The sequence below is a fragment of the Wolbachia endosymbiont of Ceratosolen solmsi genome (genome assembly GCF_017869155.1).
Classification (GTDB): Bacteria; Pseudomonadota; Alphaproteobacteria; order Rickettsiales; family Anaplasmataceae; genus Wolbachia; species Wolbachia pipientis.
Genome location: NZ_CP054598.1, coordinates 285,015 through 303,226 on the forward strand (window position 1 = coordinate 285,015; position 18,212 = coordinate 303,226).

11 protein-coding genes, 2 tRNA genes and 2 pseudogenes are annotated in these 18,212 nt (G+C 36.3%); 8 read left to right on the top strand and 7 right to left on the bottom strand.

The genetic code is table 11. The features are described 5' to 3' along the window. Positions 1–97 precede the first annotated feature (97 nt). The 4 genes and pseudogenes from HUB95_RS01470 to HUB95_RS01485 all read right to left on the bottom strand — a co-directional run bounded on the left by HUB95_RS01470 (position 98) and on the right by HUB95_RS01485 (position 2,003). Positions 98–753 (bottom strand): annotated as a pseudogene (locus HUB95_RS01470) (CADD family putative folate metabolism protein). Positions 754–823: 70 nt separating this feature from the next. Beyond that, a tRNA-Ile gene (locus tag HUB95_RS01475) sits at positions 824–900 on the bottom strand. A gap of 42 nt (positions 901–942) precedes the next feature. After that, positions 943–1,266, bottom strand: a complete 324-nt coding sequence (gene trxA / locus HUB95_RS01480) for a thioredoxin (RefSeq protein ID WP_209452466.1) — start codon at positions 1,264–1,266, stop codon at positions 943–945. Between the two features lie 116 nt (positions 1,267–1,382). Further along, the gene (locus tag HUB95_RS01485; RefSeq protein WP_015589270.1) at positions 1,383–2,003 is read right to left on the bottom strand and encodes a ribonuclease D; all 621 of its coding nucleotides are present in this window, start codon (positions 2,001–2,003) and stop codon (positions 1,383–1,385) included. Between the two features lie 173 nt (positions 2,004–2,176). Here HUB95_RS01485 and HUB95_RS01490 point away from each other — a divergent pair. Further along, positions 2,177–2,249 (top strand) — tRNA-Gly (locus tag HUB95_RS01490). Between the two features lie 821 nt (positions 2,250–3,070). After that, positions 3,071–3,951: pseudogene (locus tag HUB95_RS01495) on the top strand (IS110 family transposase). Positions 3,952–4,239: 288 nt separating this feature from the next. Here the strand turns inward: HUB95_RS01495 and HUB95_RS01500 are convergent. After that, on the bottom strand, positions 4,240–6,903 hold the full coding sequence (locus HUB95_RS01500) for a PD-(D/E)XK nuclease family protein (protein ID WP_174516936.1): 2,664 nt from the start codon (positions 6,901–6,903) through the stop codon (positions 4,240–4,242). Between the two features lie 99 nt (positions 6,904–7,002). Here HUB95_RS01500 and HUB95_RS01505 point away from each other — a divergent pair, with 99 nt between their 5' ends. The 6 genes from HUB95_RS01505 to HUB95_RS06400 all read left to right on the top strand — a co-directional run bounded on the left by HUB95_RS01505 (position 7,003) and on the right by HUB95_RS06400 (position 15,580). After that, a complete protein-coding gene (locus HUB95_RS01505; RefSeq protein WP_209452467.1) occupies positions 7,003–10,017 on the top strand; it encodes an AIR synthase-related protein in 3,015 nt (1,004 codons plus the stop codon). Between the two features lie 95 nt (positions 10,018–10,112). Then, a complete protein-coding gene (locus tag HUB95_RS01510; protein ID WP_015589273.1) occupies positions 10,113–10,625 on the top strand; it encodes a hypothetical protein in 513 nt (170 codons plus the stop codon). 50 nt (positions 10,626–10,675) lie between these two features. Next, the gene (locus tag HUB95_RS01515) at positions 10,676–10,834 is read left to right on the top strand and encodes a hypothetical protein (RefSeq protein WP_161601225.1); all 159 of its coding nucleotides are present in this window, start codon (positions 10,676–10,678) and stop codon (positions 10,832–10,834) included. A gap of 425 nt (positions 10,835–11,259) precedes the next feature. Beyond that, a complete protein-coding gene (gene uvrA / locus HUB95_RS01520; protein ID WP_209452468.1) occupies positions 11,260–14,055 on the top strand; it encodes an excinuclease ABC subunit UvrA in 2,796 nt (931 codons plus the stop codon). A gap of 24 nt (positions 14,056–14,079) precedes the next feature. After that, a complete protein-coding gene (locus HUB95_RS01525) occupies positions 14,080–14,754 on the top strand; it encodes a hypothetical protein (RefSeq protein WP_244662777.1) in 675 nt (224 codons plus the stop codon). Between the two features lie 115 nt (positions 14,755–14,869). Beyond that, entirely contained in the window at positions 14,870–15,580 is a 711-nt protein-coding gene (locus HUB95_RS06400; protein WP_015589276.1) for a ComF family protein, read from the top strand. Here HUB95_RS06400 and HUB95_RS01535 read toward each other — a convergent pair. Next, entirely contained in the window at positions 15,551–16,996 is a 1,446-nt protein-coding gene (locus HUB95_RS01535) for a Mur ligase family protein (protein WP_209452469.1), read from the bottom strand. The two genes, HUB95_RS06400 and HUB95_RS01535, sit on opposite strands and share 30 nt — an antisense overlap. Next, a complete protein-coding gene (gene metC, locus HUB95_RS01540; protein ID WP_209452470.1) occupies positions 16,971–18,212 on the bottom strand; it encodes a cystathionine beta-lyase in 1,242 nt (413 codons plus the stop codon). The genes HUB95_RS01535 and metC overlap by 26 nt, the downstream gene beginning before the upstream one ends.

Sequence of the window (18,212 nt, forward strand, 5' to 3'; positions counted from 1 at the left end):
TATAGCCTAAATGAACCCAAAGCCGTAAGTCAGATATAAGAAGATTACATGCAGACATTGCATTCCAACATCACTGAGTTTAAGCTACTTACAACTACTAACACACACTGGCATTTATCATCCCATCAAGAAAACCCCACAAGAGCTTTGCTCCCTTTTGAGCACCCTGCATAACTTTATCTTGCTCTTTTTCATCTAGATCTTCAATAAGATTTGCACACTCCTCAGAATGCCACTCATCAGCTTCCATATGAACCGTAAAAAATTGAAGAGAACACTCATCACTTATTGAATAGTGTTTTTTTAAACCTTCAATTTTAGACTTAGAAACCTCTGGAGTTTGACGTTCGTAAGCGTATAAGGCTCCAAGACCTGCCGCAAAACCTGATCTTACAATATCAAAGTAACCATCAACTAACTCCTGTGTCTCTTTAATCTGTGCACTTTCACGAAGATCAGATCGCGCAACGCCAAGCCCTTCAGCAAAACGTTGCCATAATTCTGGATGATTTTCATCACCTTGTTCCTCTTCTATTAAATTACAAGTAAAACCTGTCGCATTTTTAGATCTGGGCACAAAAAATGTATACCACTGATGTAACGAGGAAACGCAGCAACGCGGTGATAATATTCTTTAGCATAGGTTTGTAAAGCTTGCAAGCTTAAGCTTCCTGTATTCCATGACTGGTAAAATGGATGATTTAGTAAGTGCAATTCATCTAACTTGTTATTTAGAGACTTAGTAAATTTCATTATTTCCTCCATTATATCAACATATAGTTCATATACTACAGCTTTCTCATTGTTACGATCATGCTAACAATGGTGGGATTGGTAGGACTCGAACCTACGGCCAATTCGTTATGAGCGAACTGCTCTAACCGACTGAGCTACAATCCCTTTTATCAATATTTATAATACACACAAAAGCAAATTTGTCTATTAGCTTATTTCACTATCAACCCAACTTGACAAATCATTTGTTGCACCAATTTTGCGTGCAATTTCCTTACCATCTTGAAATATGATTAAAGTGGGTATAGATTGCACTCCATACTTACTTGGCACTTCAGTCCCTTCATCTATGTCGAATTTGCAGATCTTAATCTTGCCTTTTCTGTCTTTAGCCAATTGTTCGATACGTGGCATTAGACTTTTACATGGCCCACACCATTCTGCCCAAAAGTCTATCAGAACAGACCCTTTATAGTCAGTGACTTCAGATTTGAAATTTTGATCATTTACCGATGTAATATCATCACTCATAAAATACCTAAATTTTTGTAAAATATAGCATATCTATTAGCAGTTAATCAACTAAATTCTTACCGCAGAGCTTGAAAAATTGCCCTAAAGTGTTTTGCACAAACAAAAAACTTCTATTACATCTGGTGGTTAAAGATATCCACGTTTTCCCAACCCATTAAGTCTAACTCAATACGAGTAGGAAGAAATTCAAAGCACTTTTGGGCCAATTCTTTTCTATTTTCACGTTCCAGCATTAAGTCTAGCTTTTCCTTTATCCTGTGGAGATACAAAACATCAGATGCAGCATAACTTTTTTGTTTGTCTGTTAAATTTTCATTTCCCCAATCAGAAGATTGCTGCTGCTTATTTAGTTTGGTATCAAGCAGCTCTAAGCACAACTCTTTTAAGCTATGATTATCTGTGTAAGTGCGAACTAAACGTGAAGCTATTTTTGTGCAATAGCACGGAAGTGCCCAAGTTTCCAAGTAATAACGTATTATGCTCACATCAAATCGCGCGAAGTGAAATATTTTAGTTATATTTTTATCCTCTAATATTTTTCTCAAATTTGGCGCTGTATAATCGTTCTTGAGTTGAACTAAGTGAGCGTTGCCATCATTAAAAGAGAGCTGCACAAGGCATAATCTATCTCTGCTATGAAGTAGCCCCATTGCCTCGGTATCAACAGCTATAGACCTTACATCATCTGGTATTGAACTAGCTGGCAAGTCGTCTTTATATAAAAATATTCCCATAAAGCTTTGTGGAATAATTAAAAACTTATGATAATCAAAAATAAGCCTTAAGTATACGAAAAGATCATAGAAGGAACCACACAAGTTTATGGGCTCTCACATTTTTCGTGTACACGGGGGTTTACAAATTGCTGTATATGCCTATAATTAAGTAAATTTAGGTTAATTTAATTGCAGGAGTAGCTCAGTTGGTAGAGCGCAACCTTGCCAAGGTTGAGGTCGAGGGTTCGAACCCCTTCTCCCGCTCTTTACTTTCAAAATCATTTCGTCAAAAATCCCTTGACAAACTCCGCCAGCGCCCTTATCATGATAGTGAAGCTATTGTATTTGCTTTCGCCAATCTGCAGATTAAAAGGTAAGGATTACTTAATGTATCGGCGTCTTATGTTCAATTTTTTGCAGTATATAGATACTGTATGTCTTTACAAAACTTCATCTACATCTAGATTTTTATCTAAATAAGCTGAACGCGCTTATAAAGCGTTACAAGACATCAAAAAATGCCAATACTCGACAGAGATAGTAAAAGACTAGCTAACTCGGGGATTCTTTGTCTTTTTTTCTGCTTAGTAAATTTCTTAAACATTTGCAGCGTAAGTTAGTTGCAATTAAAAGCAGCTAAATCTTGCTTGTCAAGCGTTTAAAACATAAAAAACGCCAATATTTTAAAGCGGATAATAACCACGGGGCTTCTTTTGCCTTTTTTTTATTTGGTAAATTTCTTAATGTTTATGGATAAACGACAACCGTCATCCCGCTACTTGTTAGCGGCTGAGATACCGCGAATGAATCGCGGTATGACGGTTCGTGGCGGGGCGTGACGATAAGCTCGTCATCCCGCTACGTGTTAGCGGCTAAGAGATACCGCGGCGGCTGTAAGTTAAAAATATGTTATAAAAGAAACAAGAGGGAACTACTCACTATAGGAATAGCGGGCGTGTGCGACCGACGCGGCGTTGACAACCGTTTATATCAAGGCTATCCCTCGATACGTTTGAATAGTTGCATGGGACATATGTATGCACCCGTTTACAATCTTAAATCAATAAACTATCGAGGTTATTAATATGGTTACATCTTATCAAAATTTTATTGGTATTGACATCGGAAAATTTAAAAATGTTATTGCGGTTCACACACAGAAGAGTGTTGTCGAATTTGATAATAATGCTTCTGGTTGGCAACAATTGTTTAAAAAGTTTTCAGATATCTTACCTAATTCTTTAGTAACTTTAGAAAATACAGGAAATTGGTTTATCGCATTTTCTTATTGACAAGAATATCGCTGTACATCGAGCTAATACCCGTAAAGTAAAAAGCTTCATCTTGTCACACGGAACTTTAGCAAAGTCCGATAAATCAGATGCAAGGGCTCTTGCTCAATATGCGTCATGGAACTCTCTCTCCCCACTTCTGAAAAACAATCAACCTTGGTTGCACTTTGTCAACGTCGTGATGACATTACGCAAATGAGAACTCAGGAAAAATGTAGACTGGAAGCACCTGAAAACGACCATATAAAAGAAAGTTGTCAAAAAACTATCGGATTCTTTAATAGTCAAATAGATGAACTCAATAATACTATACAAAAAATTATTGATGAAAGCCGTGAGTTACAACAACGTCAAAAAATCCTTAAAACAGTTCCTGGAAAAGTTATCTCAAGACTTTCTGTGTTTAATGCCAGAGCTTGGCTACTTAAACAGAAAAGAAGTAGCAAGTCTTGCTGGCGCATCCAAAAGAAAGTGGAAAAGCTATTGGTTATCGAAGAATAACAGGCGGTAGAAGCAATGTTCGTACTAACGGCTGCAATGGCTGCTCAAATCTGCACTTGGTGCATTTTATTCCAAGCTCATTGAAAGTGGTAAGAAGAAGATGGTAAGCTCTAATGCGTAAAATTATGGTTATTGCTAATGCCAGGCTTAAAGAAGCAGTTAATATGAATTAAAAATCTGCATAGGAAATAAGTTAACGAATATGTGCGTCCACACACACTTAAAGCACAAACCATAAAATCTAAGCAGTAACTGTTGTTTGATATAAAATTTTTCTATGATAAATTAGAGTATTTATTGTCAAAAATGCATTTTCTAATTGAATAAAAATACAAAATTATAAACAAGAGTTGTAATAAAACTAAATTCAAAAAATTTAAAAAAAACATAGTTGATATGACGGTTCGTGGCGGTATGACGGTTCGCGGTGATCCCAGTGTCAGCTACTCGGATGACACCATTTACAACCACTCTCCTACCCTTTCTAGCTGTTTATAGCTGTTAAATCTCAGGAATTTATCAAAATATGGAGAGGCAATAAAGGGTGTGGAATTACTTAAATAATTAGATAAAAAACCAGGCAGATCATTTTTTAATTCTTGCATTTTGTATCTATAATTTTGTATAGAAATAACTTTTATTTTATCATAATCAAGTTTCCAATAAGCAAGTTCTGAGACTTCTCTTTTTGTTATATGTTCTACCGCTAAGGCTTGTAAAATTAATTGCGGAAAAAATCCCGACATTACTTCTTCATTGGAAGGTGGTGTACCAAGCTTATAGTCTATAATTGCCACTTGCCCACTTGGTAGATACTCAACTCTATCACATCTTGCTGTCAGTGAAATTTCTTGTGGCCTATTTGTCATCCCAGCAGTTTCATACTGATCACAAGAACCAGCATCACGCACTGGAATATGAAATATCGGACAGGAAAAGCTCTTTTCCAACTCAACATAGTTGCTTCGAGTTTCATCAAGTTCGACAAAAGATTGAATTACCCTCTGTAGTCTTATCCACCACATATTTGAAAAATTAAACTGACTAGTCGAGAATGTTTCTCGTGCAATGCTCATTGGCGACTTTTTGTTGCGTAAATATCTTGCAAGAATGTTGTGCACCATAGTGCCAAATTCCAACATCGATGGCTTAAAATTCAAGTCTCTTAATTGTTTAAGGCCCAGTATATATTCAACGTAAAATGAATAAGGATTACGAATTAGCTTTTCTATTGCACTGCAAGACATCACCTGCATTTTTTCTTTTCTAACTTCGGTTTGAGGTTTTGGCATAGGCTGAGTACATGGAACAGTACATTCAGGCGTATTTAATATCCTTAGCCAATCACGATAAGGATATTTTGACCCCTGTAACATAATTTCCAAACGCTGCAATAGAATTGGTTTTCTATGGCTTAGCGATCTTGTAATATAAACCTTACTTGCACAAAACAAATTGTGTAAAGTATAAAAAAAATACCCCTGCTCTTCTTGCGCAGAAGGAAGACTAAATTTTTCTCTCGTAAGTGCATTCAAAAGCGGACTTTGAAAGCTTGGCGCTTCATTAAACCCAGCGAGTATTACAACCTTGTTGTGATATAAGCTGAATTTATTTAAGTCATTTGCTACAGAGAAAAACTCTTTCTCTAAAAATAAGGTCAGAATTTGGTTATATAACTCTAAGGAGCACTTAATTTCTACACCCTCACATGCATTCAAGAAATTACAGGTGAAATTACCTATTTCACCATTTAGCTCTGAAAAATTTATACCAGATAGCATATTAACACACTGCAAATGAGTTGCCACCACATCAGAAATAGGGCAATTTATAATGTTAAGCAAAGGATTAAATACAACCTCTAACTTACTGATAATAAGTAATATATCTTCTTTATGTTTTAGCTTTTTATGGGCATTGATAGCATTTATAATATCGCTCAGGCCATTTGTACTAAAGTTGCGTAATACCTCTATTTCAAATTCAGATAAAATCCGAGTGTACTCTTCTTGAGTGTAACCAAAAGTCACTAGCCTATGTTTAAGGAGCGAAAGTAATGACACACTGCTCCAATTTGAGGTCAAAACTTCGATACTATAAAGCAGAAGCGTTATATAAGGGTAATTTTCCGGTATGGCACTGTGTTGCCTTGATAAACATGCTATACGAGCTGCAAGTAATTTATCAAAGACGACCAAAGAAATGTTTTCATAACCTTCATTTTCTATAATTAATGATGTCACTTGTGCTTCTTCCTCTCTGGAATCACAAGTGATGACTTCAATATTGCCAACATGTCCACTACTAACTTTGCTTAGATCGGCAGTTGTATCAAAGACATAGTCAGTTATTTCATTCTCTATAGTGTTCAAGCAGCTAACATCCCTTCTATCTACATTTAAATAATCGAGCAGATCTTTCAGACAATATTGATAGTGTTTTTTATCAAGCAATTTCCAGTCTTTCTCTTTAATTTTCAAATTCAGGTTAGGCAAAATTATTTTTCCAAATGGCAGGTCATATATAGCCTTAATTAACGACTTATCCTTTCCAATTCCAACAAAGATTATATATTGGTCTTTTTGTAAAGAGATTATCATATTGTTTATGTAATCACTCTTATGTTTTAATATATCTACTACTTCTAAACCTTTTAAAGTTTTACTCCAAGTCTCAGTGAGTAAGCTTATGAAATTCTCTATTTTTTTTGAATGCTCATTAAATTGATCATAATCCGTTGTTTGGGTAGATTGAATTTTATCAAGCAGTGATGGCAGGCTATAAGCTAAATCAACTGGGAAATTGTCGTTATTTTTTCTATTCCATTCCAATATGAATTGAATGAGTAGCAGCGTCCTTTTTATTGGACTTATAACTTTAACTCTATCAAGATTTAATATTAAATCTTCCTCATCAATGTTCTCTAGCGAAACTATCTCTGGCAAAATTATGCATTTTTCAGCGTTATAATTCTTGAATGCATTGAGTAACGCTATCACATCCCTCTTGCAAGGAAGTATGACCTTTATCTCGGGAATTTTTTCTCTTTCATATTCAGAAAATATGTGCTGAACCAGCACATCAAAAAGGGATTCATCCACATTAACGGTAAAAACTCTTCCCACTAACAGTAACAATTAATACAATATTTTATTGTATAGAAATTATTCAAAATATAAACGTGCTTGTATGCTATTATATATTAAAATTTTTTATAACATTACATGGCAAACATTAGAATAGAAGTTTTAAATAAATGCGAGCAAATTGGATGCAGATGGTTAGTCAACGTTTACTCGATTTACATACGCAAAGGATTACCATCCAAATTATATGAAGAAATTTGCGGGCTATTTTATAATAAAGTCGTACAAGACTGCCGTTATTATTCCTACAATGAAAACCTTGAAGAAGTTCCGTATGATTTCATAGAACCACAAGCAAAGTGGGGCTTGGAAATAAGCTTCTTACCTGGCATGACCGATAATGTAGGCAACACAGCGAAACAAATTGTTAGAGAATATTTAATAAACAAGGACTACATTGATGAAAATGTTTGTATAAAAGCAAGAAGTTCAAAATTGATTCTAAGTCAAGCAACTGAAGATGATATAAAGCAAGAATTCAACCCTATCACTGAGTATTGCACGCTTGTTTATAAAGAAAACGGCAATTACTATTGGAGGCATTACGGTAAGTTAAAAGGCGTCATCCCAGTGCTTGACTACTTGGATCCAGAAAATTTCAAGCAATTGTATAATGAAAACTGGATTCCAGTGTCAAGCACTGGAATGACAGAGGGGGAAACAGGAATGACAAAAGAGAGCACTGGAGTGATATCAAGTAGTAATGGGGCTAAGTCTGTTAACCTAAATGTAAGTGACCAAGAACTTGAGAAAATCAGCAGAGATGGAATCGATGGTAATGGCACTTTAGGGCTCTCTCTGGCAGCAATGAAAGCTATAAAGGATTACTTTAAAAAACTTAATAGAAATCCATATGATATTGAACTTGAGTCTCTGGCACAGACTTGGTCTGAACATTGTAAGCACAATATCTTTTGCTCTCCCATTGATGAAATAAAAGATGGCCTATACGCACATTATATCAAGCGTGCAACGCGTGAGATAAATTCTGACATATGTGTGTCAGTTTTCTCTGACAACGCAGGAGGAATAATTTTTGATGACGATTACTTGATTGTAGATAAAGTTGAAACCCACAATAGCCCTTCAGCTCTTGATCCATTTGGTGGAGCAATGACCGGAGTGCTTGGAGTTAATCGTGATGTAGTTGGTTTCGGGAAAGGCGCGGAGCCTATAATGAATACCTATTACTTTTGCTTTGCCAAAGAAGCAAAAGGCAAATTTTATAGGGATAAAGAGCGCACTGATGAGATCTTACCGCCAAAATATATAATGAAAAAAGTGATCCATGGTGTTAATGTTGCTGGTAATTGCTCTGGTATTCCAACACAACTTGGATCGGTATATTTTGACGATAGATTTTGTGGCAAGCCGCTGGTTTTTGTTGGCAGTGTCGGAATTATTCCGCGCAACATAAATAACGCACCTTCACACATTAAAGGACCAAAAAATGGCGATAAAATCGTAATTATTGGTGGAAGAGTTGGAAGGGACGGAATTCACGGCGCAACGTTTTCCTCAGAGGCTTTGTCGGGAAACAGCCCTTCAACAATTGTGCAAATTGGTGACCCCATAACACAAAAAAAACTATCCAATGCCGTCATAAAAGCAAGAGATCTTGGTCTTTATAATGCAATAACGGATAACGGAGCAGGTGGTCTATCATCGTCTATTGGTGAAATGGGAAAAGACGGATTTGAAGTTGATTTGAGCAAGGTTCTCCTTAAAAACGATGGTATGGCTTCGTGGGAAATATGGATATCAGAATCACAAGAGAGAATGACCTTAGCAGTGCCAGAAGAAAATCTTCCTATGTTTAAGCAAATTATGAAAAAACATGATGTGGAGGTTTGTGTGATTGGAGAGTTCAATGAGAGTGGTAAAGCTGTTGTTAAATGTCCTGAAGGGAAAGTAATAATGGACATCGAAACTGAATTTCTGCATGACGGTAATCCTAAAATGCATTTACAGACAAAGCCGTGGACTGGAGAGTGGATAGCTACTTGCATGACACCAGACCGAGCTTCTGAGCTCCCACTTAGTTCAATAGATGTTGAACTAAAAGAAATGCTGAGCAGACCAAACATATGCAGTAAAGAGTTCATAGTGGTGCAATATGACCATGAGGTTCAAGGGTCGTCAGTGCTGAAACCACTGCAGGGCAAGGGAAGAGTGTGCAGTGAAGCTATTGTTTCAAGGCCAATCCTTTCTTCAAATAAAGGTGTTGTAAAATCGCAAGGGTTTGGCTCGAGTTATGGGGAAATTGACACTTACCATATGGCAGCATGTGCGATCGACACTGCCATACGTAACTATGTAGCCGCAGGAGGAAATATAGACCATCTAGCGTTGCTCGATAACTTTTGCTGGTGTGACGCTTATAATCCAGAAAGGCTATGGCAGCTAAAGAGAGCTGCAGAGGCTTGTTATGATTACGCAACCGCATTTAAAGCACCATTCATATCCGGAAAAGATAGTATGTTTAACGACTTTAAGGGATATGATGAAAATGGCGAGAAAGTGATGATATCTGCACCACCTTCATTACTCATTTCAGCAATTGGAATTATAGAAAATATTGAAAATGCGGTATCGCTTGATGTGAAAATGCCGGGAGACTTAATATACGTGCTTGGAGAAACACTTGATGAACTTGGTAGATCTGAATATCAGTTATATAGTGGAATAGGTAATAACAACGTACCAAAAGTTGATGCAAAGAGCGCTAGGAAGTTGTATGAGCGTTACAACCAAGCAATAAAAGATGGCATAATTGCCTCTGCAATTGCACCAAACTTAGGCGGATTAGTTATTGCTCTGGCAAAATCGCTAATTGCAGGAGACCTTGGTGCTGAAATCGATCTTTCACTAGTGCCAATAGGAAAAATACAAAATACAGACATAATAAACAAGATAATAATGTTTTCTGAATCGCAAAGTAGAATTTTGGTTACTATTGCACCACAAAATCAGAAGAGGTTTGAAGAATTGTTTGAAGGTGCAGTTTATTCATGTATTGGCAAAGCAACAGAGAAAAAGGTGCTAAACATAAAGGATGTTTTAAAAGTAGATCTGAAAGATGTGGCATGCTAATATAAAATATTTTTCTTATTATGCTAAATAACTCTTTTACTATATGTAATGTTTATTTAGAATGAATGTATGTTATTAATTTTGGGTAGGTAATTATGTCTATTTTATCGATACTGCTGTTTATCAGTCTTTCTTTACTCAACACTTCAAATAAATTGATGATATGTGCTGCCTTATTTGTGGGAGCTGCTTTAGTTGTAAATTCAATGGTTGAATTTTATGGCAGAAGCAAAGCTACGTACAACTTAATAGTGTGTATAGCGCTATGTTGTGTTTTTAAATGGCAAAGTTTTAATTTGATGATATTGATTTCATATACTGCAATTTTAGTATCTCTTCTCTCAAGCATAATTATTTTTGAAAAATTGAAGTCCAAGTTGAATTTTCATATGGCAAATTTCATTACTTTAATTATAGCATCAGTGGTTGATAGTGCCGTTGTATGTGTTGGATTACTATACAAATTTTCTGCAGGTAAATGCTTATCAATATACATTAGAGATTTAATTTTTAAGTTTTCTTATGTGTCAGTATTGAGCATCTGCTTGTTTGTAGGAATGTATTTATTTTGCTTGGCGAACAAGAAGTATTTTAAGATTTCCACATAACCTGTTTTCTGATATAGCTAAACTGACTTTGGGTCCTGGGGGTGTATTTGGTGGTCCTAATACGTAACAACAGTTTAGAATTTATAGGTAGCCTAAACCCACAACTGTACAAACACTATGATTTGAGCCTATCAGGGGGGTGTCATTCCAGTGCCCAGACACTGGAATCAAGAAAAAAGAATGGTGTCATCCCAGTGCTTGACACATAGCTGTACGAACATTCATTTTTGAAGGTAAATTGCACAGCAAATGGTGTCATTCCAGTCTGGAATCCAGAAATTTTGCTTATAACTGAGCTGATGAGCTAAAGGTAGTTGTCTTACGCTAAAACAAACGTTTTTAATTAAGTTGCATAGAACCAGTGTCTGGGCACTGGCCCACTGGTGGGAATTGCTCCTAAACTACAACGTTCGTACAGCTATGTGCTTGACACTGGGATGACATCATAGGGACACTGGCCTACTTAACCGTCATACCGTCGCGGTATCTCAGCCGCTAACAAGTAGCGGAATGACGATTTATCAAACGCTGCTTAATTTTCCGTAACAGTTGAAAAAATCAATAGAAAATCAATATATCACTATAAATTCACGTATTTTGAGGCTATAATGGTTAATACGCTATATGGTATAATATGGACGATTTTATCAGAGTTAAGGGCGCAAGGGAACATAATCTGCAAGGTGTAGACGTCAATATACCGAAAAATAAGCTAGTTGTTATAACTGGGCTAAGTGGTTCTGGCAAGTCTAGCCTTGCATTTGATACGATTTATGCAGAAGGCCAACGCCGGTACGTTGAAAGCCTGTCAGCTTACGCGCGTCAATTTCTCAACATTCAGGATAAACCAGATGTTGAGTCGATTACAGGTCTCTCTCCTGCAATATCTATCAACCAGAAATCGATCTCAAAAAATCCAAGGTCAACAGTTGGAACTGTTACCGAAATTTACGATTACTTGCGCTTAGTATATGCACGAATAGGAGTTCCTTATTCACCTGCAACTGGATTACCAATAACAAAACAAACGGTGTCTCAAATTGTAGATACTATAATTGCGTTACCTTTAGAAACTAAGATATATATACTTGCCCCTGTTGTGCGTGGTAGAAAGGGAGAACATCTTAAAGAGATATTGGAAATTAAAATACAAGGTTACGTAAGGTTCAAAATAGATGGTGAAGTGTACAATGTAGATGACTTGCCTAAACTCGATAAGAACAAGAAACACGACATTTTTGTGGTTGCAGATAGAATATCAATATTGGGCGATATAGGAAATCGACTGCCAAGTAGTATAGAATCCGCACTAAAACTTGGTAATGGTCTAATGTATGTAGAAATAGTAAACCTACCTGACAACCATCATTCCGAGTATAAAAATGGTCAAATTCTGACTTTTTCAGAGAATTTTGCATGCCCCGAGTCTGGTTTCACTCTTGAGGAAATAGAACCAAGATTATTTTCTTTTAACAGCCCTTACGGTGCATGTGGTTCGTGTAATGGGCTTGGTAAAAAGCTGGCTATTGATGTGAAGCTGATAGTGCCAGATGAAACTCTTTCAATATCTGAAGGCGCTTTAAAGCCAGTGGGATCAATGTTCCGTCAAGTGCACACAGGTTATGGATTTTTAAAAAGTGCAATTCTATCACTGGCTGAAAATTGTAAATTTAGCCTTGATGTTCCGTGGAAGAACATAGATCAAGAAGTAAAAGATATGATACTCTTTGGCTTCGGTAAATTTCAAGGTTTGGTCAGTATCTTAGAAAACCAGATGGATTATGATGAAACGCTTGTTGAGCGATATTGCTCTGTTACTCACTGCAGAGAATGCACTGGCTATAGATTGAGAAAAGAAGCGCTTACAGTAAAAATTGATAGCAAACATATAGGTGAAATATCAGGGCTTAGTATCGATGAATCCCTTAAGTGGTTTGAAAATTTGCCAGACAAGCTCACAGAACAACAGAAGCAAATCTCAAATAAAATACTAAGTGAAATAATCAAGAGGCTAACATTTTTAAAGAATGTAGGGTTGAATTACCTAACGCTTGATCGAGAATCTAGCACTCTCTCTGGCGGCGAGAGTCAGAGGATCAGACTTGCTTCGCAAATTGGCTCAGGATTAACGGGGGTTTTATATGTTCTTGATGAACCCTCGATTGGCCTTCATCAATGTGATAATGATCGGTTAATTGCCACACTAAAAAACTTAAGAGACATGGGTAACACTGTAATCGTTGTTGAGCATGATGAAGATACAATAATGGCTGCTGATTATGCGATTGATATTGGTCCTGGAGCTGGCGTAAATGGTGGAAAAGTTGTTGCAGAAGGAACACCAGACCAGGTGCAAAGAAATTCGGGGAGCATAACAGGGCAATATTTGAGTGGAGAGAAAAAAATTTTAATTCCAAGGAGAAGAAAGCAAGCAACTCAGTTCATAAAAGTAATAAATGCATGTGAAAATAACTTAAAAAATGTGAACGTTAAATTTCCTATAGGGAATCTTATTTGTGTTACTGGAATATCAGGAGGGGGAAAATCAAGTTTAGTCATAGAAACGTTATATAAATATTCAGCACATAAGATACATCATTCGTCTGCAAGGTATGGTCAGTGTGATAGAATAGAAGGCCTTGAATATATAGATAAAGTTATAGAAGTTGATCAGTCGCCAATTGGTAGAACTCCTGCGTCAAATCCAGCAACATATGTTGGTATGTTCACTCATATAAGAAATTGGTTTGCAGGTCTTTCGGAGTCAAAAGCAAGGGGATATAATATAGGCCGGTTTTCATTTAATACCAGAGGGGGAAGGTGTGAGGCTTGTAAAGGTGATGGGCACTTAAAGATAGAGATGCATTTTCTACCGGACGTTTATGTGAAGTGTGAGCAATGTAAAGGGCGAAGGTATAATCGGGAAACATTGGAAGTTACTTATAAAGAAAAATCAATCTCTGATGTGCTTGATATGACGATAGATCAAGCTTGTGTTTTTTTTGAAAACCTTCCAATGGTAAAAGAAAAGTTGGTTTCTTTGCAGGAAGTGGGACTTGGCTATATAAAACTCGGACAGTCGTCAACAACGTTGTCTGGGGGGGAAGCACAACGAATAAAGCTATCTAAAGAGCTATCAAAACGATTTACCGGAAGAACATTGTATATTCTTGATGAACCAACAACTGGATTACACTTTGAAGATATAAATAACTTACTAAAAATACTCCATAGATTAGTCGATCTGGGAAACACTGTTATAGTTATCGAGCACAATTTGCACGTTATAAAAACTGCAGATTATATAATAGACATCGGACCAGAGGGCGGAATAAAAGGCGGAGAAGTGATTGCTACTGGAACTCCAGAAGAAGTGGTAAAAATTCCAGAAAGTGTTACAGGCAGGTATCTTAAAACATATTTATTATAAACTATTTCTTAATCATTATTGACTATGTTGCATATTTATGATTTGGAGAGGGTAATGTCAGTATATCGATACTTTAAAAGGTACGTTGAATATGGAGTTGTACCTGCTAAGAGAGCAGAAGATTGCACACTAGTTCCAGAAAGTAGTTTCTATAAGTCCGTACATTACGTTGATAATGTGCTAGGACCTGTGAAAGATGTAATTTGTGGAGTTGAGAGTAAAGATGATTATAACAAGTATTATAAAAACAATGATAATTGTGAATACGTGGGTTACAGAGCAGAGAAAGTGTATTCATTGTGTGCACTGAGTGCTATTTTAGCAGCCAACATAATATTGCAACCTTTATTTTTGATAGTGGCATGTTTGTCATACTTTCCAGTCAAGTTATTGTCAAAAATAACAGGGGACTATTGTTTTAAAACGGATACAAAATCATTCGTTAATTATTCAAACATATTTTTAGAAATGGGGCAAGATTGTGCTAATGCAGTAGCTAGAGTATTTAACAAGATTGTAAGTTATGCTTGCGCTGCTATCATTTGGGCTGCCGCGTCAATCATAACGCCACTTGTGTGGGCTTGTGACAAAGTGCAAAGTAAGTTGAGTGAAGTACAGAAGCCAGAAAAACATCAATTTTTATCTAAGGATAATTCAAAGACTACTTCAGTCAATGGTATACCACAAACTGAGTTATAAGTTCTGCTTTTCAGCAGCATGAACTATATTGAAATGGAATAAAAAGTGAAAGAGTGTAAGCTTAAGTTACTTTAGCTATACTATATAAATTATTTTATAATATATTTAATGAGTTGTGAACCTTCTCTTACTAAAAAAAGCTACAAATCTCATATTTCCAAGCGTATGCGTAAGTTGCGAATGTATCATTGATGAAAATCTTAATCTGTGTAGTGAATGCAACAAAAAAATCAATTTTCTAACTAAGCATTACTGCAATGTTTGTGGCGTAGTAATCTCAGACAATATTTATACGTGTGGTAAGTGCATCATCAATCCTCCACCGTTTAAAGTATTAAGATCAGTTTTTGCTTATGATCAACATAGTAAAAACATGATTATAAATTTCAAATTTTTTGATAATTTGAATTACGTAAAAATCTATGCAAAGTGGATACACCAAGCTAATCAGGATACGTTTCAGAACGCAGAGGTCGTAATTCCTATACCGTTACATAAAATGCGTTTGTTTAAACGTAAATATAATCAAGCAGCACTGCTTGCAAAAGAGTTGACTAAGTTATCCAATTTATCCTATACGCCATTTGCAATAAAACGTCCTCGCCATACTATCCCTCAGGCTGGTCTTTCACTTAAGCAGCGTGAAAAAAATTTAAAGAAGGCTTTTAGCATAAGCAACAAGAAAATTATCGAAAATAAAATCGTGATATTAGTTGACGACGTAGTAACAACTGGAGCAACTGTAAGGTCCTGCTCTCAAGAAATTTTAAATTCTGGTGCAAGAGAAGTGAGAGTGCTATCGCTTGCAAGAACGGTAGCATGTTAAAACGTGATTTTTAATAACCTCAACATCACTGAATTCAAAAGTTTGGCCGCTCACGATTTGGTATACTTCATGCCCCTTTCCTGCAACTAGCAGAATCATACCCTCATTATAGGCAATATCTACTCCTTTCTCTATAGCTTCTCTTCTATCTTCTATCTCTAGCGCATCAGGGCAATGTAGTAAAATACCACGACGAATTTCTGCAGGATTCTCATCACGCGGATTGTCATCCGTGATTATCACTTTGTCTGCATATATTTGTGCTACTTTACCCATTTCTGCGCGTTTTGTTTGATCACGATTGCCACCGCATCCAAAAACTAGAACTATTTTTTTATTGAAGTGCCATTTTAAAGACAATAGGGCTTGTTTAAGCGCACTTGGAGTATGAGCGTAATCCACGAATGCAAAAGGTTTCACTTTCTCCATTCTTCCTGACGGGAAAATGAGTTTATCCACACATATTTCTCTGTAATTTAATCCAGATATACCAATTGCACATAGCAGATTATATGCTTGAAATTTTCCTAAAACTGGGAAAAATGTATTGTAAATTTGGTTATCAACTTTTACTGTAAGGTATTGACCACTTGGAGTTGGTATTTGCTCTAATAAAGTAATATCAGAGCCTTTTTTTCCATAAGTCACAACTTTATTACTGCGTTTTTCAGCTATTTTAAGCAATGCGCCGTATTCATCTATATCCGCATTTAAAATCGCTGTTTTTCCTTCTGGTAATACTTCGTAAAATAACCTTTTTTTAGTTTCTAAATATCCACCAAGACTTTTATGGTAATCTAAATGATCTTGCGAGAAATTAGTAAAAGCTGCAGCACTCAACTTTAATCCATGGATTCTGTATTGATCAATCCCATGACTTGATGATTCCAACACTAAGTGTTCTACACTTATACCACGCAATGTTGCGTAAAGGTCTTCTGCACCTGGAGTGGTAAGGCTGTTGCTATTACCTTTTCTGCCATTATTGATGCATGTTCCAAGTGTTCCAATAGACGCAGCATTATAGCCAGAGTTTTGCCAGATCTGGCGGCAAAATTCTACTACTGAAGTCTTGCCATTTGTGCCTGTTACAGCAGCAACATATTTTGGCTGTTTGAATTGATAAAACCTGCTGACTATTTCGCTGTATATTTCTTGAGGGTTTGGGTGGAAGATACAGATTCCAGCATCACGCGTTGGAATGATACCAAGGCTTGAAGCTTCTGTTATGCAATCACTTGCAATTATCGCTTTAGCTCCACAAGATAATATCTGATCTATGTAAATCCTATCCCTTTCTGACACACAAACAAAAAGATAACCTTCCTTGATTTTCTTGGGATTACATGTGATGCCTTTGATTTCAATATCAAAGTTAACATCAATAATGTTATGCAGTAATTCTCTCAGTTTCATGTCCTACTTCATCGTTTTGAAAGTCTAAACATGGTAACCTTTTTAGTGCGTCATTAATGTCAAAGATTAAATCTTCAGGATCTTCCAGTCCACAAAATATCCGTATAAAACTTCCACCATAATCTGAATTCATTACAGATCTTGACATAGATCTACGATCTATTGGTAATATCAAACTGTCGCACCCTCCCCAAGAAGCACCGATACCAAAAATTTTCATGTGATCAACCATGCAGCTTAGTTCTTCACATGAATATTCTCTACCCAATACTATACTGAATACGCCGCTTGCTCCTTTAAAGTAACTTTTCCATAATTCGTGTTGAGGATGGGAGGGAAGTGCTGGATATAAAACCTTTCTAACTTTTTGCTGTGCTTCTAGCCACTTTGCCACTTCCATTGCTGTATTTTGGTACTTTTTCATACGTGTGTGCAGTGTTCTTAGTCCCCTATGTGCAAGATAACAGTCGTGCGATTGAATGGTTACTCCATAATTTTTATAGCTCTCATAAAGCAATTTAAAAATTTCACCTTCAGCAATCATAGTCCCCATCAATAAATCTGAGTGACCGGCTAGATACTTTGTTACCGCATATAGTGCAACATCAATTCCATAATCAAGCGGCTTAAATAACAAAGGAGTGGCCCATGAATTGTCGCAAACGGTTACGATTCCACGTTCTTTAGCAACTTTTACTATATGCTCTATATTCGAAATCTCAAACGTTACAGAACCAGGAGTCTCGATCATTATCAATGAAGTATTACTCTGAATTAAATCAGTTATATCCTGTGTTGGATCATAAAAAGTTACTTCTATTCCCCTGTTTGGTAACTCATTTTCGGCAAATCTCTTGAGTCGGTAATAACTGTTATCCTGAATTAAAACATGAGAACCTGCTTTAGTGAAAGTCAAAATAGCAAAAGTAAGTGCAAATAGTCCGGAAGGAAAAATAAGCGCTTGTCCACTCCCTTCAATTTCAGCCAGTGCATTTGAAAAATAATGAACAGTGGGAGTACCAACATTACTATAGCTGTAATCTCTTGCAACATCATCGTTGATTACATCGTATATACTTTCTCCATTTGCTGCATTTAAGTAGTCCTTGTAAGTAGGGAATAATATGGTAGAAGAATGATAAACTGGCGGGTTCATAGAACCTTTATAGTCCTTAAATTTTCTTCCTGCTTTAACTAATAAAGACTCTTCCTTCAC

What these genes read in the sequence shown, in the direction of transcription:
- trxA (WP_209452466.1), bottom strand. Translation starts at nt 1,266, where the DNA reads ATGAGTGATGATATTACATCGGTAAATGATCAAAATTTCAAATCTGAA.
- HUB95_RS01485 (WP_015589270.1), bottom strand. Translation starts at nt 2,003, where the DNA reads ATGGGAATATTTTTATATAAAGACGACTTGCCAGCTAGTTCAATACCA.
- HUB95_RS01505 (WP_209452467.1), top strand. Translation starts at nt 7,003, where the DNA reads ATGGCAAACATTAGAATAGAAGTTTTAAATAAATGCGAGCAAATTGGA.
- HUB95_RS01510 (WP_015589273.1), top strand. Translation starts at nt 10,113, where the DNA reads ATGTCTATTTTATCGATACTGCTGTTTATCAGTCTTTCTTTACTCAAC.
- uvrA (WP_209452468.1), top strand. Translation starts at nt 11,260, where the DNA reads ATGGACGATTTTATCAGAGTTAAGGGCGCAAGGGAACATAATCTGCAA.
- HUB95_RS01525 (WP_244662777.1), top strand. Translation starts at nt 14,080, where the DNA reads ATGTTGCATATTTATGATTTGGAGAGGGTAATGTCAGTATATCGATAC.
- HUB95_RS01535 (WP_209452469.1), bottom strand. Translation starts at nt 16,996, where the DNA reads ATGAAACTGAGAGAATTACTGCATAACATTATTGATGTTAACTTTGAT.